Genomic DNA, 24,080 nt, shown 5'->3' with positions numbered 1-24,080 from the left:
GCTTTATTTAAGAGCCGAGAATTACGCACAGCTATCCAAAATTAGAAATGATGGAGGTGTAGATATGACAGGATATCCAATAATGGAACCGCCTTTTTTATCATTTCCAATCGAAGAAATGAAGAAAAAGCAGGTTGAACAGCATTTCAACTGGTATATGGCACAGATAGAAGGTCGTATAAAACAACTGAATGATTTTATTAACCTGGAAAAGAAAGATGTTGTACTTGATAAGACACCTGAATCATTAATTGATCTTTGGGAGTGGTTTCAAGAGCATATTGAATATGAGGACAAAACCGAAGAAGAGATAAATAAGTCTTGCGAAGGAAAACCCGAATGGTTTCAGGAAATTTTAAGACAGGACACAAAAAAAATGACACTTTTAACAATGGCTCTGGCAGAAGATATAGCTATTTATTTTTCCGAAACAATGATTCATAACCATCCTCAGGTACATTGGGGATATCTTATGAAGCCCAAAAAGCTGGATGGGGTAAATATTCCTATTCTTCTTGGATTTAAAGGTAATGATTGTGTAAATCCAAGAACTTTGATAACTGTATGTATATATAAAACAACTGAAAAGAAAAACAAATATAAACTATATGAAGTATACAATATCTGGGTGAATAATATTTAATAATAGTAATTTATAAGTAAGACTCCCGACTTTGATAAAGAAAGTTTTGTGAGTTGGCGGTCTTGCTTTTTTAATCATCCTCATTTCTGATGTGAAACTACTATTAAACTTCTTAACAAAGCATGGAATTGAGTATATGTTCCACGAATAGAGAGGAGATTTATAATATGACAGGATATCCAATAATGGAACCGCCTTTTTTATCGTTTCCAATCGAAGAAATGAAGAAAAAGCAGGTTGAACAACATTTCAACCGGTATATGACACAGATAGAAGGCAGGATAAAACAACTTAATGAATTTATTAACTTAGAAAATAAAAATGTTGTGCTTGATAAGACACCTGAATCAAGCCAATGTATAATATTTTTATAACTTGTTTGTACTTTGAACAAAATGAAAGGAATGACAGCAAAAATGAATAAAACAGTACTTATAACCGGCTCAGGCAGGGGAATAGGTAAAGCTATAGCCATTAAATTTGCAAAAGAAGGCTATAAGATAGCCATTAATTCTAATAAATCAAAGAACGAACTTGAAGAAACCAAAGAAAAACTTCTTTCCTGCAATATACCCGTATTTTCTATGCAAGGTGATGTGGGCAGTTATGATTTTTGCAAAAACTTTGTATCTGAAGTAAGAGCTAATCTCGGTTCTGTAGATATTTTAATAAACAATGCCGGTATTTCTCATATAGGTTTGTTCTCGGAAATGACTCCCGATGAATGGAATAATATTATAAGTACCAACCTTACTTCCGTCTACAACCTTTCTTCCCTTATTATACCTGATATGGTAAGAAATAAATCCGGTAAAATACTAAATATCTCCTCAGTATGGGGAAATGTCGGAGCCTCTATGGAGGTTGCCTACTCCGCAAGCAAGGGCGGAATGAACTCTCTTACGAAGGCTCTCGCCAAAGAACTTGCACCGAGCAACATTCAGGTAAATGCTATAGCCTGTGGAGCTATCGACACCGAAATGAACAGTTTTTTAGCCGCCGAAGAACTAACTTGCCTTATAGATGAAATTCCCGCATCCAGACTCGGAAAGCCTGAAGAAGTTGCTGAACTCGCTTTTAACCTTTGCACAGGAAATAATTATCTTACAGGACAGATTATAGGGCTTGACGGTGGATGGTGCTAGATTTGCTTCAATTACATTTATTATTACAGAAAACCGTATTATGCAAAGTTGCCGATTAAAATTTTACTTCTTTGGAACTTTCTTGGAATTTTCCAAATCGTAATAGAACATATACTGCTGCATAACTGCCGCATAACCCTTGTACCTCTCAAAAGGGAAACCGTCTTCGTAATGTGCGGCAAGTATTTGTTTTACATGGGTATCTATCGGGAAGGCATCTAACATATGTAAGCCAAATACACAGATGCAGTCTGCCACCTTTTTTCCTATTCCATGTTCAGCCATAAGAAGCTTCTTAGCCTCTTCATAAGGCAGTCCTATCAGGCTTTCAGGTACAAACTCACCATTAGCTGTCTTAACTGCCATTCTGTGTATATACTCATCCCTATAGCCGAGACCGTAAGAATGTAATTCTTCCACCGAAACTTTGCTTAATACTTCCGCTGACGGAAAGCTTCCATCTTCTGTCAAAGCACAGAGTTTAGCTATACTGTTTTTTATTCGCGGAATATTATTATTCTGTGAAACTATAAATGAAATTATCATTTCCCAGAGATCCTGTCTTAATATTCTTATACCAAAGCCATTTGCTATGGCATTTTTCAGATACTCATCTTTTTCATCCGCCAAAGCTTTGATAGCAGAATAATCAGTACCTAAGTCAAAATAATCAAACCAGACATTATTAAATTCATCTTCACTGCAATGAAAGGTAAATTCTCCGTCATTTTCTTCTACAAGTGTAGTGTGTTTTCTGAACCATATTCTGTAACAGTTATCTCCTTCCTCTGTCATTCTGAAAATCTGACCTGAGTCAGCTATCTGTTTCAGGTTTAAATCTTTTAGCTTTATTATAAATTTTTCGCTCATTTATATAGGCCTTTCCTATTTCTCACTGTCAATTACAGTCTTAAATTTAGTCTTGATTCTTCCCAAGGCATTGTCAATAGACTTCGGACTTCTCTCAAGCATTTCGGCTATTTCTTTATAATCTTTGCCCGATAGATATAAATCAAGAACCTCTTCCTCAAGCTTTGATAAAACTTCACTTAGTTTTTCCAGCAAAAATACGGTATTCTCCTTGTCTACCACAAATCCTTCCGGTTCAAGGTGGCTGTTTGCCCGAAGATTATTTATAAGCTTTATGTCATCACTGTTTTCTCCGTCAGTCTGACCTGCATACAATGAAATATAGGTATTTAACGGAATATTCTTACCTGCCTGACCTGCCTTTATGGCATTATACATCCTTCGCTCACAAACCAGATTTGCAAATGTTGAGAAGCTTGCATTTTTTGTCTTATCAAAGTCCCTTACAGCCATAAAAAGCCCAATCATGCCTTCCTGTATAAGATCCTCTCTGTCTCCGCCAAGTAAATACAAGGTTTTAGCCTTGCCCCTTACCAGGTTTTTATATTTATTTAAGAGGTAGTTCTCTGCTTTTCCGTCTCCCTCTTTTGCCTTTTCACACAGCTCCTCATCTGAAAATCTTTCAAAGTTCATAGATTAAAATTTCCCCATTATCTATTTTGTATTCATCCTCTGTCTGACTATCTCATAAGACAGCACTCCTGCGGCAACCGAGGCATTCAAGGAATCAATCTGTCCAAACATAGGTATCTTAACTACAAAGTCACACTTTTCCTTTACCAGTCTGCTTACTCCGCTTCCCTCAGAGCCTATTACAAGCCCTATAGCCCCTGTAAGATTGCAATTATACATAAGTTCTCCGGACATATCCGCACAGGCAAACCAGATTCCTTTTTCTTTAAGTTCCTCTATTGTACGGCTGATATTGGTAACTTTAGCTACAGGAGTGTAATTGATGGCTCCCGCAGAAGTTCTTGCTACTGTGGCAGTTAAGCCCACAGCATGTCTCTTCGGTATGATTACACCATGTGCACCTGCCTGATTAGCTGTTCTTATAATTGCTCCAAGATTATGCGGATCTTCTATATCATCAAGCACTATAATAAAAGGAGGCTCCTCCTTCTCTTTTGCGGCATTTAAGATATCCTCCACCTCTGCATAGTTATAAGCTGCCGCCATTGCAACAACTCCCTGATGCTTATCTCCCTCTGCATACTTATTTAGTCTGTCCTTATTTACAAAGTTAATTACAGCATCGGTCTTTTTGGCAGTTCTAAGAATTGACTGTAAGGTTCCGTCAGCCACTCCTTCCTGTACATAAAGCCTGTCTATTGTTTTGCCTGACCTAAAAGCCTCCAGCACAGCATTTCTACCATATATAACAAGGCTCTCTTCCTCATTATCCGCAAATCTGTCTCCCATATCTCTCCTCATTTTAAACCAAATTATTTACAGCAATTTTAACCAGTTCCAACATTCTTTCATTTCTTCCCATCAGGTAAAGAAATCCCATCAAAGCCTCAAATCCTGTAGCTATTCTGTAGTCTATCACACTTGCATTCTTAGCCGAGGTATAAGACTTGGCATTTCTGCCACGCTTGTACACAGCTTCTTCTTCCTCAGTTAAAAGCGGCAATATCTTCTCCATAGCTGCCTTTTGTGCCACTGCCTTTACTAAAGAACTCGCCTTGTGATGAAGCTTATTTACAGGAGCATTGCCTTTTTCTACTATAATAGTACGGATTACAATTTCATAAACCGCATCACCAATGTAAGCCAGTGTAAGCGGAGAAAAGCTTCTTATATCCTTACCTTCTATTCCAAAAAAACTGTCTATGCCGCTTACCGAAAGTCCGGCTATATCTACATTCTCTTCCACTTAACACCCTCTCTGGTATCTTCTAAAACTATACCCTTTGATGTAAGTATTTCCCTTATTTCATCAGCTCTTGCAAAATTCTTCGACTTTCTTGCCTCAGTTCTTTCTTTAATAAGAGCCTCTATTTCCTCGTCTAAAATCTCTTTTTCCTTAACTACCTTGACTCCGAGTACATCAGATAAAATCACTATAAGTCCTCTTACTTCCTTTATAAGCTCTGAAGAGCTTTCTGTGTTTATCTCGGAATTGGCAAGCTTTACAAGGTTAAATACGGCAGTAACTGCATCAGCTGTATTAAAATCAGCATCCATAGCCGCTTCAAAGTCAGCCTTGTATGCTAAGGCTTTATCTAATACTTCTTTTTCAGCTTCCGTTAAACTCCTGTCATTTGCACTTTCAAGTAAGAAATCAAGATTTGCAACAGCATTGGTAATTCTCTCAAGTCCTGTCTTTGCAGCCTCCATAAGCTCATGGCTGAAATTGATAGGTCCTCTGTAATGTGCACCAAGCATAAAGAATCTGAGTACTCCGAGGTCATACTCCTTACTTACATCTCTTATGGTGATAAAGTTACCGAGAGACTTACTCATCTTTTCATTGTTTATCCTAAGATAGCCATTGTGCATCCAGTATTTTGCGAAATCTTTATCGTTTGCAGCCTCACTTTGTGCTATTTCATTTTCATGATGAGGGAAGATTAAATCCTCTCCTCCTGCGTGTATATCTATCTGCTCTCCGAGGTATTTTTTACTCATAACCGAGCATTCTATATGCCAACCGGGTCTGCCTTCTCCCCAAGGAGATACCCAGAAAGGTTCACCCTCTTTCTTAGGTTTCCAAAGTACAAAGTCAAGGGGATCTTCTTTTTCATCATTTACCGCAATTCTGGCTCCGGCTTCAAGGTCATCTATATTTTTATTGGAAAGCTTGCCATATTCTTCAAAGCTTCTTGTCCTAAAATACACACTGCCATTTTTAGCATAGGCATGACCTTTCTTAATGAGTTCCTCTATCATTTCTATCATACCGTCTATTTCTTCGGTAGCCTTTGGATTCTTAGTTGCAGGCAGAACATTTAAGCCCTCCATATCAGTCTTTGCTTCTATTATATATCTTTCTGATATTTCTGTAGAACTGACACCTTCTTCATTTGCACGCTTTATTATCTTGTCGTCTACATCTGTAAAATTAGACACGTAGTTTACATCATAACCCTTGTATTCAAAATATCTGCGTACAGTATCGAAGATTATGATTGGTCTGGCATTTCCGATATGCATAAAATTATAAACCGTAGGACCGCATACATACATTTTCACCTTACCGGGTTCTAACGGTATAAATTCTTCTTCTTTATTTGTAAGAGTATTATGTATTTTCATTCTTCTTCGCCTCCTTAAATTTTTCAAAGCTCTCAGTCAGCTTTTCCAATTTCATTCTTAACTCCCTGTTTTCCTCCCTTAAATCATTAATATCCTTAGATACAGGATCGGGAAAATGAATTTGATCAAGATCTATCTGTTCACACTTAATGTTGTTACGTTTTACAACCCTTCCCGGCACTCCTACAACAGTAGAATTTTCCGGAATATCCTTAAGTACCACACTTCCGGCACCTATTTTTGTGTTATCTCCGATAGTGATATTGCCAAGCACCTTGGCACCCGCACTTATCATTACATTGTTTCCTATTGTCGGATGTCTTTTCCCTGTTTGTTTGCCTGTTCCTCCCAAAGTCACACCCTGATAAATAGTACAGTTATCACCTATAATTGCTGTTTCACCTATAATTACTCCTATGCCATGGTCAATAAAAAAATTATTTCCTATAGTTGCTCCCGGATGTATGTCTATTCCCATCTTATCCGCACCCTTTTGCATTATTTTTCTCGCAAGCAGATAATGTCCTTTTTTATATAGTTTATGCGCAATACGGTATCTTATCATGATTCTAAATCCGGGATAAAGCAAAACTTCAAGTTTTGACTTGATGGCAGGATCTCTTTGCAGTATCGCTGCTGATTCTTCCTTAAAAAATTTAATAAATCCCATTATCGGTGACACCCTCCACAGCCGCCGCAACCACCGCAGCCGCCCATCATATAATCATCCTCATTTATCATTTCTTTTAAAAGGCATACAGCCTGTGCCTTCATGCCTTCACCCGAACCTGTAAAGCCAAGCCCTTCTTCTGTTGTAGCCTTTATATTTACCCGGCTTTCTTCTATTCCTAAGGTAGTTGCTATATTTTTGATCATTTCAGGAATAAAAGGAGCAAGTTTTGGCCTCTCTGCCATAATAACAGCATCTATATTTTCTATTACATAAAGTTTATCTTCAATTATTTTACCTACTGCCATAAGAAGCTTAAGGCTGTCTACATCCTTGTATCTCTCATCAGTGTCAGGAAAATGCCTGCCTATATCTCCTTCTGCCACTGCTCCAAGCAAAGCATCCATAATTGCATGAGTAAGTACATCTGCATCAGAATGACCTAAAAGCCCTTTTTCATAAGGTATGGTAACTCCGCCAAGTATCAGTTTTCTTCCCTCTGCCAGGCGGTGAACGTCATATCCGTTTCCTATTCTCATTTATTCAACCGTCCCCCTTTCTTTCCAATATTCTATCCACTCATCTAACGACCAGGGTGTATAGTCCGAATACATACAAAAACAATTTATCATATTACAGGGAATATTCTTTACAGTACCGTCTCTGTAGCCGGACTGAGCTTTACGGGTGATTTTAATAAATTCTTCTATCAGTTTCTGGTCATGAGTATCATGTACATGCCCGTAAATCATATATGTTTTAGGTTTTCCCTCTGTTGTAAGTCTGTACTGCCCATTGTAACACATAATAGGATAATGGCAAAGCACAATCTTTCTGTTATTATCTGCAATCTCCGTATAATCTTTTATCCATTCAAATCTGCTTTCATCAAAAGCAGTTTTCTTAAGAAATCTGTTATCGTGATTGCCCCTTATCAAGCACAATTTCCCATTAAGTTTTTTCAGAAGTTCATTGGTTTCCTCTGCCTTACCAAAGGATAAATCACCGAGGATAATCACTTCATCCCTTCTGTTTACCTTTGCGTTCCATTTTTTAATAATGTAGTTATGCATTTCATCTATATCCTCAAAGCCTCTTTTATCCATTTCATGGTTGAGCTTTTCATGAAAGAAATGCAGATCTGAAATATAATACCTCAATTTATCTCCTTTGATGTCTAATACCCAAACATTCCGCTTAAAGAATCATCATTTTCTATCCAATCGTTTACATTTACGATGCGGAAATTATCTTTATCATCTCTTATATATACTTTTTCTATACCGGCATTTATTATTACTCTTTTACACATAGCACAGCTATTGGCATTTGCCACATAGCTTCCATCTCTTGTTTCAATTCCTACAATATAAATATTACTGCCTATAAGCTCCTCTCTGGAGGCACTTATTATAGCATTCTGTTCCGCATGTACACTGCGACAAAGCTCGTATCTTTCTCCTCTGGGAACATTCAGCTTTTCACGCATACAAAATCCTAAATCTGAACAGTTTTTTCTGCCTCGCGGCGCACCTGTGTAGCCTGTCGCAATTACTTCATCATTTTTTACTATCACTGCTCCGTAATGCCTTCTAAGACAGGTACTCCTCTGGGAAACCACTTCTGCTATATCCAGGTAATAGTTTATCTTATCTCTTCTTTCCATAAGTCCTCCTTTCAAAAATGTTATAATATGATGTGAGTGTCAAAAGTATTTGACACCTAATGATGCAGGATTGCTTCGGCTTCACCTCCCGCAATCCTTGCACACAATTCGCGCTTGAGCGGTGCAGTAAGGCAAACTTCCCTACCGCGAGCTGTGCATCTCTCTGAAAGATTTTTTATGTAATAGGAAATTTATCTGAAATTTCATATTAAAACAAAAAGTGCCTGATTACATCTCTGTAACTCAGACACCTTATACTCATAGCGAAGGAGGGACTTGAACCCCCGACACCACGGGTATGAACCGTGTGCTCTAGCCAGCTGAGCTACTTCGCCATATCAGCTTCAAGATTTCTCTCAAAACGACAAGAAACATTATAAACGATAGTCGCGGAAATGTCAAGTATAAATTTTACAGATTTATTTCTTTAAACTCCACAAAATTCAAAATTGCACCAAAATTCCACAAAATCATTCCCGCAACATCATAAGTCAGGTGACATACTTATCTTTAACTTTAAGACAAAGTTTACTACGGTCAAAAACTTACAGTTCTTCTATCTCCTCTTTCGTCAACCCTGTCGCCTTCATTATTATATCTATAGAGACATTGCTATCCTTAAATTTCTTTGCTATTCTTAAAGTTGCTGTCTCTTCTCCTTCACTCCTTCCTTTCTCTATTCCTTTCTCTATCCCTTGTTCTATTCCTTGTTCTATTCCCTTCTCTATTCCTCTGTTTTCAATCTCATCTAATAATTCACACATATTTATTATTCTCCCTTCTTTCCTTATATTTTTGACTTTTCCTTTAAGCTCTTTAAATCTCTTATCTCCTGCAAGTAAATCAAGTAGGTCTAATAATTCCTCCGGATGTTTGATTTCTTCTTTACCGGGCTTATATTCTTTCTGTCTTGCTATGAATTCTGCAACAAGACGAAAATCACTTTTAAATTTTATTAACTCCTTACCTGAAAGCCTTCCTATATCAATGAGCTTGAATCTATAATCAGGAATTATATCAGCCAGTTCCCTCGGGCAGTTAATTCTCTCCTGCAAACTTACCGGAGCCTTCCACTCATACTTTCCCCAGTATATCACAATTGTAAGCACAGGATAGATACTCTCATTTCCCATCTGACTCTTATAAGTTGCACCATCATACGAAATTATCCTTAATATCATGTCTTTATCAGGGGCAGACTGATTCTCAATCCCGATAAATGAAAAAATAACCTCATTTTTCTTCCAGAACTTAGCAATATCTCTCACTTGCTCATGATGTATATTTTGATCATCCTTAAACTGAGTAATCCCATTTGCATCTGCAAGTTCATTACTCTTTACGATTTCCTCTCCTCCAAATACAGCCCCATTGACAATGTCCGCAAAGACATCATTATAACTTAACAGATATTTTTCTGCTATATCCTTTACCTTCATTTTACTCCTTTCCCTGACAATAAACAATAGTAACAATCCTAAATCTGCACAGCAAAATAAACCGCAACCTCCTCCGGCCTTTTCAGTACTTAAATGAAATGTGATTTCTGAAACGAAATCTAATGAACATCACAATAAATAGAATCAAACAATGTAGTTATAATAGCATAAAAATTTATAATTTACAATCACAAAAATTAACTATCTCAGATATAACTTTTAAAAAAGTGTATGCTTTCGCGCACGAGCGGTGCCGCAAGGCAAACTTCCCAACCGCGAGCTGCGCATACCTCGGAGAGATTTTTTTTAATAGGAAAATTCGAAGAAATTTCCTATTAAAAAAGGGCTTGTCGCCACGGAAAAAGATACACAAAACATTGTAATTTGGTAACAATATTTTACAGTATTTTTCTCAATGCGACAGCCCCTAAACATTTCTTTTAAAGCTTCCTTACTTGGCAACTATATTAAGTATCTTACCCTTTACGTAAATAACCTTTCTTACAGGCTTTCCGTCTATTGCTTTATTTACCGAAGCAATCTCAAGCGCCTGCTTCATAGCTTCTTCTTCCTCTGCCTCGGCAGCTATTTCAATAGTGCCTCTTACCTTACCGTTTACCTGTACACCTATCTTTACAGTATCAACTACAAGTGCTACCTCATCATAAGTCGGCCAGATTTCATAAGCTATAGTTCCGCTATGACCTAACATTTCCCAAAGCTCCTCACCAAGATGTGGGCAGATACAGGATATCATTTTTACAAAGCCTTCTGCATATTCCATAGGGCATTTACCCTTGGTTACAGCATTCATAAATATCATCATCTGGCTTATAGCTGTATTAAAGCCAAGTGTTTCAAAATCATCCGTTACTTTTTTAACAGTCTGATTGTAGATCAGCTTATATTCCTCTAAGAGTTCGTTATAGCCTTCTTCACCCTGTTTTACAATATTTTCAGGATTTGAGAAATAGAAGAACACCCTTCCGAGGAATTTTCTTGAACCTTCTACACCCTGCATATTCCAAGGCTTGGAAGCTTCAAGAGGTCCCATAAACATTTCATATATTCTAAGAGTATCTGCACCGTAATCCCTTACTATATCACTGGGATTTATCACAAACTCAGGGAAACGCTTACCCATTTTAATTCCGTTTGAACCAAGTATCATTCCCTGATGTACAAGCTTCTTAAAAGGCTCTTTTACAGGAGAAAGTCCCTCATTATAAAGAAAGCGATTCCAAATCCTGGCATACATAAGATGTCCGACAGCGTGTTCAGGTCCTCCTATGTAAAGGTCTACCGGAAGCCAGTGCTTAAGGAGTTCCTTGTTTGCAAATTCATCATTATTCTTCGGATCAATGTAGCGCATATAATACCAGGAACTTCCTGCGCTGCCGGGCATTGTTGAGGTCTCACGCTTACCTTTTATTCCGTTTTTATCATACTCTTTCCACTCTGTAGCATTTTCAAGCGGAGCCTTACCATTCTTGCCCTTATAATCTTCAAGTTCGGGAAGCACAAGAGGAAGCTCGCTTTCAGGAAGAAGTTTTACTTCTCCTTCTTCTGTATGTACTACAGGAATAGGCTCTCCCCAATAACGCTGTCTGGCAAATATCCATTCTCTGAAATGGTAGTTGACCTTTCTTCTCGCAACTCCCATTTTAACCAGCTTTTCTGTAATGGCTTCCTTTGCCTCTTCTACAGTAAGCCCGCTAAATTCCTCAGAATTCATAAGCTTACAGCCCTTGCCCAGATAATCCTGTTTCTCAAAAGCGTGCTCGCTTACATCCCCACCGTCAATAACCTGAATCCTAGGGATATTATGTGCCTCAGAATACTCAAAATCCCTCTGGTCATGACTTGGAACAGCCATAACAGCACCTGTACCATAGCTTGCAAGTACAAAGTCACCTATGTATACAGGAACATCCTTGCCGTTTGCAGGATTTATTGCATATATGCCTTCAAGTACGCAGCCTGACTTGGTCTTGTTAAGTTCAGTCCTGTCCATGTCATTCTTCTTGAGGGTTTCAGCTATGTATTTCTCTACAGCCTCTTTATTCTTAATTCTTGGCATAAGGCTCTTAACAGTCTCTCCGTCCGGAGCAAGTACCATAAAGGTTATACCGTAAATAGTTTCAATACAGGTGGTATAAATGGAGAATTCCCCACCACCAACTATTTTAAAATCAACCTCTACACCTTCACTTTTACCAATCCAGTTTCTCTGCATTTCCTTGGTAGACTCAGGCCAGTCTATCTCATTAAGTCCTTCAAGAAGCTCTTCTGCAAAAGCAACCTGGTCTATAGCCCACTGTTTCATATTTTTTCTTATGACAGGATATCCGCCACGTTCACTCTTACCGTCTATAACCTCATCATTTGAAAGCACTGTACCCAGTTCTTCACACCAGTTTACCGGCATATCCACATATTTTGCATATCCCCTCTCATAGAGCTTTTCAAATATCCACTGAGTCCATTTATAATAATCTTTATCGGAAGTAGCTATCATCTTTGACCAGTCATAGTCAAAGCCCAGCTCTTTAAGCTGATTTGAAAATGTAGCGATATTTTTCTCAGTAAATCCGTTTGGATTGTTACCTGTGCTTACCGCATACTGCTCAGCAGGAAGACCGAACGAATCATACCCCATTGGATGAAGTACATTGTATCCCTGCATCCTCTTCATCCTCGATACGATATCAGTAGCTGTATAACCTTCAGGATGGCCTGCATGAAGGCCTACTCCCGATGGATATGGGAACATATCAAGTACATAATACTTAGGTTTACTAAAATTCCAAACATCTGTCTTAAAAGTTTCATTTTCTTCCCAGAACTTCTGCCATTTCGGCTCAATTTCTGCCGGATTATATGGTTTTCTTTCATTTTCTGACATTTTAATATCTCCTTCTGTATCTTAAATTACAAGGTATTTGCCCTTATTTATATGAGAAATAAACCTGTTTTAGTCTATTCCTCATCATCTTTGCCCTCTTTGCCGACAAACATACTGATCAGGTCACTTGTCTTACGTCCCACTTTATTTTTTTCTCTCTGCTTCATAGCAACAAATTTTTCAGCCCCCTCCTGGCCTTCCGTTATCCTACAACCTACGATGTCAGCTTTTTCATTTGAATCAAACACTCTAACTACTTCACCTTTTATAGTGTGAAGAGTAAATTGGTAGTCTTCTCTCTGTTCATTATACTTCTCATCATTAAACTGAACTTCAATTTCATCTCCAATATTTACCGTGTATTCCTTCTTTATTATTAGCCCTATCCCGGTACTGCTAAGGTCTTTAATCATAGCATCATGCTGTGCCTTAGAACCTCTGAGAGCTATATGACAATGTTGACCAAGCCATACTCTGAAATTGCTTCTTCTGTTAAATCTCCTGCCTTCTTTATCTGCCTTGATAATATGTGCGACTCCATACTTCGGAAGTCTTATTTTCTCAACAAAGATATTTTCAAATAAATACGGTTTTGATTTATGATGTCCTATAAAATAGTAATTAATTCTTTCGGTAACAAACCTTATAATTTTATTATCCACCCTTATGGGTTCAACTATTATAAAATCTCCTTCTAATGTACCTGCATAATCTATGTCTTCCTTCTCGGATAATTCTAATACAAAACTTTCAAAACGATACGTTTTATTTCCCCTTCTGGCTGTCAGACTGATTATAGAACCTGGCGCCAGCTCAGTTATATTAAGCGTCTCTGAATTTATTGCATCCATGCCTCAATACCACTTTCCTTTCACATCAATAAGAGCCACTTCTCCGATAATTATTATAACTGTCAAATCTGATTCTGTCTATCTAAATTATGCAATTTCGTATAATTTAACCTAAATTGGGGGTTAACCTAGAATTAACTTTAGAATTTTATTATTTTTTTATATAATGATACAAGTGTCAAAAGTATAAAAATTCGATGCAAGCTTGCTTGCAAGAGAATTTATTATCTTTTGACAGTCAAAAAATATGAGTAAGTAGCCATTTTTGCAAAAAATGAGCGGATTACAAATATTTTTGCAAGGATTGCGAGAGGTGAAACCGAAGCAATCCTGTATCATTAATGATGCGGGGGCAAAAGAATTTACTATAGAAATATAACGTTATATCCGATAAAATAAGTATAAGTATCTAAAATTTATCAGAATTAACTATGGAGGAAACATGCCTTTAGATATATCAAAAGTACAACCGGGAAGTATAAGCAGCGGTAGAGAAACAGGAAGCACAAGTAAAACCGGTGAAGTTTCGCGCGCTTCACTATTCGGTTCAAATACCGGTAATATGAACTATAACAATATGTCAAAGGGACAGGTATTTTCAGGCCAGGTAACAAATATCTCTCCCGGAGAACTGACTCTTGAACTCGACAACGGTCAGGTTATGACTGCCAAGTATGACAACAGCTCTGAGCTATCCATAGGAGACGGTGCCAGGTTTAAAGTTGTAGACAGCGAAAACGGGCAAATTACCTTGAAGACTTTGCAATCAGGAAATACCATTGACAATGTAGTGTATAAGGCTCTTGAGGCTTCCGGACTTCCTTTTTCACCTAAAAACGAAGAACTTGTTACTGCTCTAATTAAAAATGAATATCCTGTGAGCAAACAAATGATAAACGGCATGCTTCAGCAATCCCTTAAAAATCCGGATATATCTATGACAAATCTCGTGCTTATGAATAAGGCAGGACTTGATATCAATCCCGAGAGTACGAAGATGTTTGAAATATACAGTAATGGAAGAAATGAGCTTGCCGCTGCCACCGAGCAAAATTTCAACGATATGCTTGGAATGATTGAGGGATTATTGGCTGAGGGAAATATTGAAGAAAGCGCAAGCCTTGCCTCTGAAATGCTTGATATTTTTAATGTGGGAATAGAACCTGACGAACTTGTGCTTACACTTATATCCAATGATGAAACAAACTCTCCTGTTATCACCCCCGGCAATCTTTCCGCGCTGCTTGACAGTCTTACGGAAGACGAAATTTCCCTACCGGAGAGTGTTTTAGCTCAAGCTGAAACCGAGGCAAGTGATACAAGCTTAAATTCAAATACACAGGTTTCTTTAGTATTAAATGATGAGCAACGGCTTGAAATCTTCACCTTATTTGAAAATGCTGATGTGGATGTAGATGCTGCAAAGCTTCAAAATCTTATAAAAGGAGATATGAGCATTTCTGACCTTTCGGCATTGTTAAAAACCCTTCCTGATTCTGAACAGGCAAAATTAAATCCTCTAATGAATCAGGTAGCTAATTTTTTAGGTAGAGAACTTTCCGTTTCAAATGATGCACTTGCAGAACTCCTACCGGAAAGTGCCACCCTGAGTGAAGCTGCAGAACATATAAAAAATCTGTTAACAACCACCAGTGTATCTTCGGATATAAAGCAAGCCCTGCTTAAATCAAATGACTTTCAGAACACTCTGAAAATGCTGATTCATACCGACTGGACCTTATCCGCCGAAGAGCTTACCCAAAAAGACGCAGTAAGTAATCTTTATAAAAGAATAGATGAACAGATAGACAGGCTAAAGACTCTTGCCGATAATACGTCAGGTTCCGCTTCTGCCAAGCTGTCTGCAGATTTAGGGCAGACTAAGCAAAATATGAATTTTATGAATGATATGAATCAGATGTATAACTTTACGGAATTGCCTATAAGGATGAACGGTCAGACCGCAACCGGAGATTTATATGTCTACTCCGATAAACACAGAAAACGGACTTCCGGCGGAAACGGAATTTCCTGCCTGTTACATCTTGATATGGCAAGTCTCGGTGGGATGAACATAAGAATTGAGCTTAATGAAGGGCAGGTTTCTACCAGATTTTTCCTGAAAGATGATGACTCCGGCAGGCTCATAACAAAACATCTAGATGAACTTGATGCCGCTATGACAAAACAGGGTTTTAATCCAAAAAGCGAAGTGGTAAAGACTACCGATAAGGAAGATGAGAAGAAACTAAAATCCGGTGAATTCAACTTGGTAAATGATTTCATTCCTTCCGAAACCACCAGTAACAACTATAGCAGATATACCTTTGATGTAAGGGCATAAAATAACAGACTGTACACTTATTTTTTGTACAGTCTGTTATTTTAACACTACTAATGTTGTGTCATATCCTTTATTTTGTTTACTTTAGTTAGAATTTTAAACTGAGTTTTATCAATTTATCTCCCCATCTTCTTAGCAATCTTCTCTTCCAAATCATCAAAGATATAATTAAGCACTGGTGGAAAGCCCACAAATTCACAGCCATAAGAATAGTTTTTTTCGTCCAATACAGCTTTCCTTACTATTTTAACAACGCTGTAAAATACCGAGTTTGCATCATCCGTTACCTGAATTTTTGCGTTAAAATAAAACTCAAGAGGCAAATCACTTTCACTATGAAATCCTATGCCTCCCCTTGATATATCCACTACTTCAATAGGAGCATTTACATTCTTAATAACTTCATTATCCTGCCTAAAAAGTTCAGATACACCGAGAATTAAATCTATCGGAAGCCTTTCAGCCTTCCTTTTTTCCTTATAATCCATAGTCTGCCTCCCCACAAATTTATTTACCCTCAGTATATAACAACCGGGGTAAATAATCAATAATAAGGTTATTTTCATTCGTACAAAGATGAGCCATATATTACAAACAAAATAGACCTGTGACTTATTGTTACTTACACACCTAAATATGCCGTTTATAAGAATGCAATTCGTGACAGACAGGTATATCATACACAAAAAATGCTTGATTTGGGAGTCGCAAAATAGAACCGTAAAAGTCCTAATGTCTTGGCACTATTCATCATTATCTTGATGAGAATAAGATTAATAAAGAAACTATGTAAGATAATGGCTAAGTGAAAGAATAGCTGTTTTAAATGCCCTCTCATCTAAGTTTGTCGGCAAAAATACATAAATCATATAATAAAATGACAAAAATATACAGTATTTTGACTAAAAAATCATACTATGCATTAAGAAAATACAGTATAATTAACTAAGGTCTAATCATTTGAACCAAATCACTAATCAGAAAAGCAGTAAACGTAATTAACAGACAAGGAGGAGTTAAAATGAAGTCAAAGAAGATGTTAGCATTATTTTTGTCCTTAACCATGGTGTGTTCTGTAACAGCCTGCGGTAAGTCGGATAATGAACCTGCCAAGCAGACATCGTCTGCACAGACATCAAGCAAACAACCCGAAGCATCAAACAAACCACAGAGTTCACCTTCAAGCAAACAGCCTGAGACATCGTCTACACAGGATACAACTGCAACTCCGAGAAAGGAGACCCTGTATCTTGCGGGACAGCAGTGGGGAACAATCAATGATTGGAATCCTATGTCCTCTAATTCCAATAACGGTATGGCTATGGGACAGGTGGGAAGTGCAAGAGAGATAGTCTGGGAAACACTTTTCATGTACAATATGCTTGACGGTAAGCTTTACGGTCTTCTAGGTACAGACTATGCCTGGAACAGTGATAACACGGAGCTGACCGTAAATCTGAATAAGGATGCGAAGTGGAGCGATGGAAGTCAGGTTACGGCAGCGGATGTTGCGGCAACCTTCGATGCGCATATAAAATATGAGTCCCCTGTCGGTGCCGACTTCAAACCTTATATCGAGAAGGTTGAGGCTGTCAATGACTCCACGGTGGTATTCCATGCGGTCAAGGACGCCAAAGGCAAGGCTGTAAATTCAATGAAGGTGATTGAGTTTATTCCTAAGATATATATTATGCAGAAAGAATATCTAAAGAAGGTTGCAGAGCGTAATTCGGATAAGGCAAATGACATTAAACAGGACAAGATGGAAGATCTGGTAAGTACAGGTGCGTATAAGCCTTATTATGCGGATGACCAGAAGGTTGTGATTATACGCAGGGATGATTATTGGGGACAGGCAAAGTCCATGTGGGGCAAGCTTCCGGCACCGAAGTATATTGCACATACCATATTCAGCGGAAATGATACAGGTCTTGTAGCATTGAAAGCCGGAGAGGTAGATGTGGCTCAGATGTTCGTTCCGGACGTACAGAACCTTTGGCTTAAAGATAAACTTCCGATATCCACATATATTGAAGAAGCGCCTTACGGTATCTGTGCAGCTATGCCTTCAATCTGGTTTAACACAAGGAAGGAAGGACTTAATAAGAAGGAAGTACGTAAGGCTATCGCTATGGCGGTGGATTACGGTCAAATAAATAAAGCAGCTATGACGGGACAGTCTCCTACTTTTGAAGAGGTTCCGAGAAGCGTTATGAATGCGACGGAAGCTGAACAGAAGATGATAGATAAAGACAAGCTTAAGGATTATCAGTTCGGTAACGATCCGGAGGGTGCAAAAAAACTTCTTGATAAAGCAAAAATTGTAGATACGGACGGAGACGGCATCAGAGAGTATCCTAAGGGCAATAATCTCAGCTTTAAGGCAGAATGCCCCGAAGGTTGGTCCGACTGGAATGCAACTCTTGAAATAGTTGCGGCTGCTGGTAAAGAGATTGGAATCAATATCGAAACTTACTTTCCTGATGCATCTACATATATAGAAGATGAGACAACGGGAAATTTCGATATTGTTATGGGGACGCCTAACGGAACGGCATCAATTACCTGTCCTTGGCAGAGGTGTTTGGAACTTATGAGTTCCGAGTTAAATGATATGGATGTCATAACAAGAGGTAATTTCGGAAGATGGAAAAATAAACGTGCGGATGAACTCATCGGCCTGATTCCGAATGAGAGTGACAGCGCAAAATTAAAGGCATACTATACGGAACTGTCACAGATATATTTGGATGAAGTACCTTCTTTCACGGCAATGTATCGTCCGGCAGCTTTCCATATTGTGAATGAGTCAGTATGGACAAATTATCCGCAAAAAGATGACGGAAAGAATATACCTCCGTATGATTGCACGGACGGATATGGTGTTGCGGCACTTTACAATCTGACTCCGGTAGAAGAATAAGATAAGATTACGGAAACCGGTAGTGTTACCCTACCGGTTTCTGCTTTTAGCAGGCCAGGCAACGCAGGGATTTCCAATCGGTGAAAATCCCCGATTCGCCCGACATCGGGAAGAATCCGGGCGAATACCAATGATGTGCACCGTAAGGCGTATATTATGAGACAGACTCTGAAAGAAGGTGATTGTAATTTGAAAGGGTATAAAAAATACTATGTAAACAAAATATTATGGTATCTTCTCACCTTTTTTGTGGCGATAGTATTGAATTTTACACTTCCGCGCCTGATGCCGGGCAATCCCGTATCAGCTATCGCAACGCAGACGGCACAGGGAATGACCGATGCAACGGCAATTCGTAAAGTTTATACGGAGTACGCGGAAAAGTTTGGGGTGAATGAACCTATACATAAGCAATTCTTTATGTGGGCAGGCAATATGCTGAAAGGAGACATGGGAGTTTCTTTCAGTCAGTATCCGAGAAGAGTAAGCGATATCATAAGCAACAGTATCTGGTGGACAATAGCGTTACAGTTTCCGGCAATCATAGTCGGATGGTTTCTCGGCAACCTTCTCGGTGCAATAGCGGCATATATCAGAAAAGGATTTGATAAGATGATTCTGCCGTTTTTCCTTTTTCTCAGTAATATTCCGGCATTCGGAATGGCGGTTATATTGCTGACTGTTTTTGCGGTGAAGTTCCATCTGGCACCGACAAGCGGAGGATATGGATTTGATATGCTTCCTAACTTCAGTCTGCCTTTTATTTTGTCGGTATTGGACCATTATAAGCTGCCGTTTCTATCTATAGTTCTCGTTACAATCGGAGGACAGGCGATAGGTATGCGTTCCATGTCTATCTATGAATTAAATGCGGACTATGTTAAATACAGCCGATTTCTCGGAATAAAAGACAGTAAAATCGTAGGATACGTATTCCGTAATGCCATGCTTCCGCAGATTACGGGACTTGCTATGTCTTTGGGAACTATGGTAGGAGGTGCTTTGGTTGCAGAGATTATATTTTCATATCCGGGTATAGGAACAACACTTCTTTCTGCGATTACAGGACGTGATTATCCTCTGATATCCGCCTGTACTCTGATTATTACGATTATGGTTCTGCTTGCCAATCTGTTTATGGAATTGTTATACGGCTTTATAGATCCTCGAATCAAGGCAGCACAATCTGATTAAGGGTGGTGGAAATGGGAAATACATTAAAACAGTTAAAAAGTTCGCCGCAGTTTATGACAGGATTTATAATATTGACAGCCGTTCTGGCTATGGTGATTATATATCCGCTGGCTGTATCTACCGATCAGCTTGAGATGGTGGGAAAGGGAATTTTTTACAAACCCGGAACCTATGTGTCCGCAGTAGATACGGTGAAACAAAGTCTGTCATCCGATAAAAGTTATGTACTGAATATAGATGCGTCCGCCAATCGTCTGAGTTCAATGGTAAGCCGGGAAGACAGAGAGGATATGATTACATGGCTTGAGAAATACGGAGGTGTGGAAAAGGGTACATTGACTGTATCGGATGACGATGTCGGTAAACTTCTGGAGCTGTGGCATGAGAAATACGATGCATCCAATCCTCAGAAAGGGATGATTGCAGCCAAGAAAAAATATTATGTGCGACTGGATACGTCTCTTAAGGAGCTTCTTAAGGAACAGGATGTTATTGTTGCGGAGCAGGATGCGGATGGCAGTTTACAGCAGCAGGGCAAGATTGCGGACAATATTTATGTAAATATAAGTGATGTACCGAATCAGAGAACTTTCTGGTTAGGTACTGACAACTTCGGAAGGGATGTGTTGACGGAACTCATCTATGCTATCGGTACTTCTTTGCGTATCGGCCTGATTGCGGGCGTTGTAGCTACCGGTATCGGTCTTATGTTCGGCCTCTTGGCGGGATTTCTTGGAGGGATTGCGGATGATTTGATTATGTTTGTAACCAATCTGTTTACGGTAATACCGTCCTTCATTATTCTGATATTAATATCCTATAGTGTCGGACAGCAGGCAAGAGGCATTGCCATGGTGGCTGTAATTATCGGGCTTACCTCATGGCCTTGGACTGCAAGAAGTGTCCGCTCACAGGTTATTTCTCTTCGCAACCGTGATCATGTAAATATGTCCAAGCTTTCGGGACATGGTCTGTTTAGAATTATTTTGGTGGATATTTTACCGTATATGGCTTCATATGTGGTAATGGCTTTTATTTTACAGATTTCCAGCGGCATACTCGCAGAGGCACAGCTTTCTATGCTCGGACTGGGGCCTGCTACGACTAAAACGGCCACACTCGGACTTATGATGAACTGGGCAATGACATATACGGCTCATCTGAACGGATCGTGGTGGGCATATTTTCCGGTTATTCTGGCAATTGCCCTGATTTCCTTTTCTCTTAATCTTATGAATACGGGAATGGATCAGGTGTTTAATCCGACATTGCGGGAATAGGAAAGGAGTATGGCCATGGGCAAAACTATTTTGGAAGTAAAAGAGTTAAAGACAAAATATGTAACCCGTTTTCACGAAGATGTATACGCTGTGGATGGGGTATCTTTCACCATAGAGGAAGGAAAGTCGCTCGGAATTGCGGGAGAATCGGGTTGCGGAAAGTCCACGCTTGCGTTAAGTCTGATGGGATATTATTTTTCTCCTCTGCATTATATAAGCGGAAATATTCTGGTTGACGGAGTTGACCTTACGTTAATGAAGCCGGATGATGTCAGAAAGAAGATGCTGGGAAAAGAAATCGCATATATCCCGCAGGCAGCCATGAATGCATTGAATCCAACGCAAAAAATCATAAGTTTTTTATGGGATGTAATTCATACACATGACAAAACTATGAGTAAATCCGATGTCAGAAACATGGCTTCAGAAAGATTTAAGACTCTCGGTTTACCGGAAGAGGTTCTTGACAGGTATGCGGTAGAGTTATCCGGCGGGATGAAACAGAGAACCGTCATAGCCGTATCGACAATACTGAATCCGAAGATACTTATTGCGGATGAACCTTCCTCAGCGTTGGATGTCACAAGCCAGAAAATGGTCATTAAAATGCTGCGTGAACTGATGAATAAGGGATATATCAAAACTATGATCTTTATTACGCATGAATTACCCCTGTTATACAATGTGACTGACGATATTATGGTTATGTACGCGGGACAGATTGTTGAAAAGGGAAATGCGAGGGATATGGTGTTTAACCCGATGCATCCTTATGCAAAAGGTCTTATGGAATCAATTATAGTTCCTGAAGCAGGCACCAGAGATATAAAGCTTAGAGCTATTCCGGGAACTCCGCCGAATCTTAAACATCCTCCCAAAGGTTGTGCTTTTGCCGAAAGATGTCGTTATGCCCTTCCGCAGTGTCATATCGGCAGACCCGATATGAGAGAAATTGGTAACGGACGCTGTTATCGCTGTGTGATGAAAGAAGATGAGCTGAAGGAGGTGTATGGACATGAGCGGTGAAAGACAATCCTGTCTGAGCGGAAAAGGGGTTTCCAAGGTATTCGGCATGGGTTCAAAAAGGAATGTTGCTGTTGATCACGTGGACTTTGACTTTAAAAAAGGAGAAGTCGTGTCCATAGTCGGTGAGTCGGGAAGCGGTAAAACAACCCTATTTAAAATGATTCTCGGTTTGCTGAGCACTACGGAAGGAGAACTGTTCTTTGAAGGTAAACCTCGTGATATAAGTTCCGGAAAAAAGAAAAAAGAGTACTGGAAAAACATTCAGGCTGTATTTCAGGATCCCTTCGCAGCCTTCAATATGTTTACTAAAATCGATACCGTACTGATAGACTGCATTAATATGAGAGGCGACAGGAAACTTCCGAAGCAAAGGAAAACAGAACTTATGGAGGAGGCCTGCGGTTTTGTAAATCTGAAGTTTGCCGAACTGTCAAATAAGTATCCGTTTGAACTATCCGGTGGCCAGATGCAGAGACTGATGATTGCGCGCATATTTCTTCTCAGACCGGGCATCCTGATGGCGGATGAGCCGACATCAATGGTGGATGCCTGCTCACGTGCGACCATATTGGATATGCTTCTTAAGCTGAGGGATGAAACCGATATGACAATTGTTTTTATCACACACGATATCGGTTTGGCATATTATATTTCGGATACAATATATATTATGGAGCATGGCAGATTTGTGGAGCATGGCTGTGCAAACGACGTAATCCTAAAGCCTCAGGCAGAGTACACCAAACGATTGATAAGCGACGTGCCTAAGATACATGGAGAATGGGATCTTTCTACGGTTTAATATCGGTTGAAGAAGTAAACCCGGACGGAAGAGATTTGCGCTGTTGTGCGGGAGTAATTCCAAACAGCTTTTTATAAGTCTTGATGAAGTGACTTGAATCAACAAATCCCGTTTCGCAAGCTATGTAATTTAACGGTTTGTCTGTAAAAAGAAGGAGATCCTGTGCCTTGCTGATTCGTATATATTCAATATATTCTTTACAGCTCCGCCCGGTCTGCTGTTTAAATAAACGGGAAAATGTCGAATAACTCATATTACACTGTTTGGCAAGGTCGGGAACGGCAATGGGTTCTCCCGAATGATTGGATATGTATTCGAGAACGGTAAATATATCGGAAGAAGCGGTGCTTTGTCCGACAACGGAGTTCAATTTGATGTTCTTTTTCTGCCAGAAGCGCATTATCGAGATTATCAGCATACTTAAAAGAGAGTTGACATAGTCGGTATAATATAAATCTTTACGCACAGCCTCGGAAATAAGTCTGTCTATTATGTTTCCTACGGAATAGATATCTGTCTCGGAAGCGGGAAGATAGACAGGAAACTGAGTGGCAGGTATGGCACTGCTGAATACGGCATGCACCAATGTAGCGGCCTTATTGGAAAAATTAAGGTTGATAGGGTTGAATTTGACGACACCGTAGCTGATATGACCGGTATAGTCGGAATAAAAGCTATGGATAACTCGGGGCATAATAATAAGGAGATCACCCGGATTAAGCACATAAGGTTTATTGTCGCATTCCACGGTTATCTGTCCGTCATACATATACAGCAGCTCTATATAATAGTGCCAATGTGCCCTGTAGGATACACTGTACAGATTACTGTCAAACATAAATATATCATAGGGGGAATCAAGTTTTTCGGTATCTTCAAAAAAAGCCAAGTCGCAAACCTCCTTATCGTCATAAATGTAATCTGATTATATCACAAAGAAAAGCTCTGATAAAGTCCGGTAAAAATATAGGAAAAATAATAGTTTTAAATTATTCGAATTGTGACCGCAGTCTATATTCCGTGTAATACGGCTGAATGATGCGTTTTAGAACAGTGACTGT

General features: G+C 39.1%; 23 protein-coding genes and 1 tRNA gene. 9 read left to right on the top strand and 15 right to left on the bottom strand.

What is annotated here, in order from left to right; genetic code table 11:
• The first annotated feature begins 64 nt into the window (after positions 1-64).
• The 3 genes from GCWU000282_RS05015 to ymfI all read left to right on the top strand — a co-directional run bounded on the left by GCWU000282_RS05015 (position 65) and on the right by ymfI (position 1,788).
• Positions 65-643: a hypothetical protein gene (locus tag GCWU000282_RS05015; protein ID WP_035039593.1), complete on the top strand. Its 579-nt coding sequence runs from the start codon at positions 65-67 to the stop codon at positions 641-643.
• 167 nt (positions 644-810) lie between these two features.
• On the top strand, positions 811-1,017 hold the full coding sequence (locus tag GCWU000282_RS05010) for a hypothetical protein (RefSeq protein WP_035039591.1): 207 nt from the start codon (positions 811-813) through the stop codon (positions 1,015-1,017).
• 42 nt (positions 1,018-1,059) lie between these two features.
• Complete coding sequence (ymfI, locus tag GCWU000282_RS05005) at positions 1,060-1,788, top strand: elongation factor P 5-aminopentanone reductase (RefSeq protein WP_035039589.1); 729 nt, start codon at positions 1,060-1,062, stop codon at positions 1,786-1,788.
• 63 nt (positions 1,789-1,851) lie between these two features.
• On the opposite strand, the gene GCWU000282_RS05000 is transcribed toward ymfI, so the two are convergent.
• The 13 genes from GCWU000282_RS05000 to GCWU000282_RS04940 form a co-directional block, all read right to left on the bottom strand.
• Positions 1,852-2,658: a DNA-3-methyladenine glycosylase family protein gene (locus GCWU000282_RS05000; RefSeq protein WP_023353936.1), complete on the bottom strand. Its 807-nt coding sequence runs from the start codon at positions 2,656-2,658 to the stop codon at positions 1,852-1,854.
• A gap of 15 nt (positions 2,659-2,673) precedes the next feature.
• On the bottom strand, positions 2,674-3,291 hold the full coding sequence (sigH, locus tag GCWU000282_RS04995; protein WP_023353935.1) for an RNA polymerase sporulation sigma factor SigH: 618 nt from the start codon (positions 3,289-3,291) through the stop codon (positions 2,674-2,676).
• A gap of 21 nt (positions 3,292-3,312) precedes the next feature.
• A complete protein-coding gene (gene rlmB / locus GCWU000282_RS04990) occupies positions 3,313-4,080 on the bottom strand; it encodes a 23S rRNA (guanosine(2251)-2'-O)-methyltransferase RlmB (RefSeq protein ID WP_035039587.1) in 768 nt (255 codons plus the stop codon).
• A 13-nt stretch (positions 4,081-4,093) separates the two neighbouring features.
• Positions 4,094-4,519 (bottom strand): ribonuclease III domain-containing protein, encoded by a 426-nt coding sequence (locus GCWU000282_RS04985; RefSeq protein WP_051384148.1) that lies wholly within the window; start codon positions 4,517-4,519, stop codon positions 4,094-4,096.
• Between the two features lie 2 nt (positions 4,520-4,521).
• Positions 4,522-5,919: a cysteine--tRNA ligase gene (gene cysS, locus GCWU000282_RS04980; protein WP_023353932.1), complete on the bottom strand. Its 1,398-nt coding sequence runs from the start codon at positions 5,917-5,919 to the stop codon at positions 4,522-4,524.
• Positions 5,906-6,589, bottom strand: a complete 684-nt coding sequence (cysE, locus tag GCWU000282_RS04975) for a serine O-acetyltransferase (protein ID WP_023353931.1) — start codon at positions 6,587-6,589, stop codon at positions 5,906-5,908. The genes cysS and cysE overlap by 14 nt, the downstream gene beginning before the upstream one ends.
• Positions 6,589-7,128, bottom strand: coding sequence for a 2-C-methyl-D-erythritol 2,4-cyclodiphosphate synthase (gene ispF, locus GCWU000282_RS04970; RefSeq protein WP_023353930.1), 540 nt, complete (start codon positions 7,126-7,128; stop codon positions 6,589-6,591). Before ispF ends, cysE begins: the two co-directional genes overlap by 1 nt.
• Complete coding sequence (locus GCWU000282_RS04965) at positions 7,129-7,749, bottom strand: metallophosphoesterase family protein (protein ID WP_035039585.1); 621 nt, start codon at positions 7,747-7,749, stop codon at positions 7,129-7,131. It lies immediately after the preceding gene.
• A gap of 17 nt (positions 7,750-7,766) precedes the next feature.
• Complete coding sequence (locus GCWU000282_RS04960) at positions 7,767-8,255, bottom strand: deoxycytidylate deaminase (protein ID WP_023353928.1); 489 nt, start codon at positions 8,253-8,255, stop codon at positions 7,767-7,769.
• Between the two features lie 261 nt (positions 8,256-8,516).
• Positions 8,517-8,590: transfer RNA gene (locus GCWU000282_RS04955), tRNA-Met, on the bottom strand.
• A 210-nt stretch (positions 8,591-8,800) separates the two neighbouring features.
• Complete coding sequence (locus tag GCWU000282_RS04950; protein WP_023353926.1) at positions 8,801-9,694, bottom strand: Rpn family recombination-promoting nuclease/putative transposase; 894 nt, start codon at positions 9,692-9,694, stop codon at positions 8,801-8,803.
• 451 nt (positions 9,695-10,145) lie between these two features.
• Positions 10,146-12,599 (bottom strand): leucine--tRNA ligase, encoded by a 2,454-nt coding sequence (leuS, locus tag GCWU000282_RS04945; protein WP_023353925.1) that lies wholly within the window; start codon positions 12,597-12,599, stop codon positions 10,146-10,148.
• Between the two features lie 74 nt (positions 12,600-12,673).
• Complete coding sequence (locus GCWU000282_RS04940) at positions 12,674-13,450, bottom strand: PilZ domain-containing protein (RefSeq protein ID WP_023353924.1); 777 nt, start codon at positions 13,448-13,450, stop codon at positions 12,674-12,676.
• Between the two features lie 442 nt (positions 13,451-13,892).
• On the opposite strand from GCWU000282_RS04940, the gene GCWU000282_RS04935 reads away from it, so the two are divergent.
• Positions 13,893-15,794: a flagellar hook-length control protein FliK gene (locus tag GCWU000282_RS04935; protein ID WP_023353923.1), complete on the top strand. Its 1,902-nt coding sequence runs from the start codon at positions 13,893-13,895 to the stop codon at positions 15,792-15,794.
• A gap of 116 nt (positions 15,795-15,910) precedes the next feature.
• Here the strand turns inward: GCWU000282_RS04935 and GCWU000282_RS04930 are convergent, their stop codons facing one another.
• Positions 15,911-16,282: a PilZ domain-containing protein gene (locus tag GCWU000282_RS04930; protein ID WP_035039583.1), complete on the bottom strand. Its 372-nt coding sequence runs from the start codon at positions 16,280-16,282 to the stop codon at positions 15,911-15,913.
• A 533-nt stretch (positions 16,283-16,815) separates the two neighbouring features.
• On the opposite strand from GCWU000282_RS04930, the gene GCWU000282_RS04925 reads away from it, so the two are divergent.
• The 5 genes from GCWU000282_RS04925 to GCWU000282_RS04905 all read left to right on the top strand — a co-directional run bounded on the left by GCWU000282_RS04925 (position 16,816) and on the right by GCWU000282_RS04905 (position 23,019).
• On the top strand, positions 16,816-18,717 hold the full coding sequence (locus GCWU000282_RS04925; protein WP_023353920.1) for an ABC transporter substrate-binding protein: 1,902 nt from the start codon (positions 16,816-16,818) through the stop codon (positions 18,715-18,717).
• A 156-nt stretch (positions 18,718-18,873) separates the two neighbouring features.
• Positions 18,874-19,911 (top strand): ABC transporter permease, encoded by a 1,038-nt coding sequence (locus tag GCWU000282_RS04920; RefSeq protein ID WP_023353919.1) that lies wholly within the window; start codon positions 18,874-18,876, stop codon positions 19,909-19,911.
• A gap of 11 nt (positions 19,912-19,922) precedes the next feature.
• Positions 19,923-21,191 carry an ABC transporter permease gene (locus tag GCWU000282_RS04915; RefSeq protein ID WP_035039581.1) on the top strand — a complete coding sequence of 423 codons (1,269 nt, stop codon included), beginning with the start codon at positions 19,923-19,925 and terminating at the stop codon, positions 21,189-21,191.
• Between the two features lie 15 nt (positions 21,192-21,206).
• Entirely contained in the window at positions 21,207-22,217 is a 1,011-nt protein-coding gene (locus GCWU000282_RS04910) for an ABC transporter ATP-binding protein (RefSeq protein WP_035039579.1), read from the top strand.
• Complete coding sequence (locus GCWU000282_RS04905; RefSeq protein ID WP_035039577.1) at positions 22,207-23,019, top strand: ABC transporter ATP-binding protein; 813 nt, start codon at positions 22,207-22,209, stop codon at positions 23,017-23,019. Before GCWU000282_RS04910 ends, GCWU000282_RS04905 begins: the two co-directional genes overlap by 11 nt.
• On the opposite strand, the gene GCWU000282_RS04900 is transcribed toward GCWU000282_RS04905, so the two are convergent.
• On the bottom strand, positions 23,009-23,908 hold the full coding sequence (locus GCWU000282_RS04900; protein ID WP_035039575.1) for an AraC family transcriptional regulator: 900 nt from the start codon (positions 23,906-23,908) through the stop codon (positions 23,009-23,011). The genes GCWU000282_RS04905 and GCWU000282_RS04900 overlap by 11 nt on opposite strands.
• Positions 23,909-24,080: the final 172 nt, after the last annotated feature.

The sequence above is a fragment of the Catonella morbi ATCC 51271 genome, from assembly GCF_000160035.2.
GTDB classification, from domain to species: Bacteria; Bacillota; Clostridia; order Lachnospirales; family Lachnospiraceae; genus Catonella; species Catonella morbi.
Note: the sequence above shows the minus strand (reverse complement) of the source record. Positions and strands in the feature narration are given on the sequence as shown.